Origin of the sequence: Actibacterium lipolyticum, assembly GCF_900184935.1 — a bacterium.
GTDB lineage: Bacteria > Pseudomonadota > Alphaproteobacteria > Rhodobacterales > Rhodobacteraceae > Actibacterium_A > Actibacterium_A lipolyticum.
The window spans coordinates 1-1,464 of sequence record NZ_FXYE01000010.1; the positions used below are offsets into that span (position 1 = coordinate 1).

Sequence of the window (1,464 nt, forward strand, 5' to 3'; positions counted from 1 at the left end):
TCAGCGTCAGAACATTGCCATCCGCATCCGTCAGCGTCGGGCTGATCGCAACACCGTCAAGCGTCACGTTGCCGTTGTTGGACACCGTGTAGGTATAGGTGATCTCTTCACCGGCAACCACGGGCGTGCCAAGCGCAGACGTATCCGCAACCAGTTCCATCGATACAGCAGGTGCTGGCGCAAGCGGCGTCACAGTTGCATCGTCGCTGCCTGTTGCATCCGCAGGGTCATCCGACACAGCGTTGGAAGGCGCACCGGTTGGGTCGGTTGCGTCCACTTCGGCTGTCTGGCTGACGCCACCGGCGTCGATGTCGGACTGCTCCAGGATGTAGGTCGCGGTATAGGTCGCAACTTCACCCGGCAGCAGCGTGCCTTCGGCAGAACCGGACGTGGCCGTGCCAAAGTCAGGACCTGTGGTCAGCGTCAGAACATTGCCATCCGCATCCGTCAGCGTCGGGCTGATCACAACACCGTCAAGCGTCACGTTGCCGTTGTTGGACACCGTGTAGGTATAGGTGATCTCTTCACCGGCAACCACGGGCGTACCAAGCGCAGACGTATCCGCAACCAGTTCCATCGACACAGCAGGTGCTGGCGCAAGCGGCGTCACAGTCGCATCGTCGCTGCCTGTTGCATCCGCAGGATCATCCGACACAGCGTTGGAAGGCGCACCGGTTGGGTCGGTTGCGTCCACCTCGGCTGTCTGGCTGACGCCACCGGCGTCGATGTCGGACTGCTCAAGGATGTAGGTCGCGGTATAGGTTGCAACTTCACCCGGCAGCAGCGTGCCTTCGGCGGAACCGGACGTGGCCGTGCCAAAGTCAGGACCTGTGGTCAGCGTCAGAACATTGCCATCCGCATCCGTCAGCGTCGGGCTGATCGCAACACCGTCAAGCGTCACGTTACCGTCGTTGGTCACCGTATAGGTATAGGTCACAACATCACCCTCAGCGACCGGGGTCGACAAGGCAGTGGTGTCATCCACCAGCTCCATCGACACAGCAGGTGCTGGCGCAAGCGGCGTTACAGTCGCATCAGCCGCGCCCGTCAGATCCGCTGGATCGTCAGACGTACCCGAGACAACGGTCGCGTTCGGATCGGTGCCGTCAACTGTCGCGGTCTGGCTGATGCCACCGGCATCGATGTCAGACTGCGTCAGCGTGTAAGTCGCTGTATAGGTTGCAACTTCACCTGGCAGAAGCGTGCCTTCGGCAGACCCAAGGCTGCTGGCCGGGCCCTCAAAGGCAGGGGCCGTCGTCAGCGTCAGCGCCGTGCCATCCGCATCGGTCAGCGTCGGTGTGATCGGCGCAATCGTATCCAGCGCAAGCGTCACGTTGCCGTCGTTGGTGACCGTATAGGTATAGGTCACAACATCACCCTCAGCGACCGGGGTCGACAAGGCAGTGGTGTCATCCACCAGCTCCATCGACACAGCAGGTGCTGGCGCAAGCGGCGTTACAGTCG

1 protein-coding gene is annotated in these 1,464 nt (G+C 61.6%); it reads right to left on the minus strand.

Annotated features, from left to right (window positions below; genetic code table 11):
- On the minus strand, positions 1–1,464 hold a 1,464-nt coding region (locus tag COL8621_RS18920; protein ID WP_442316373.1), incomplete at both ends, for a CLIPPER-2 domain-containing protein.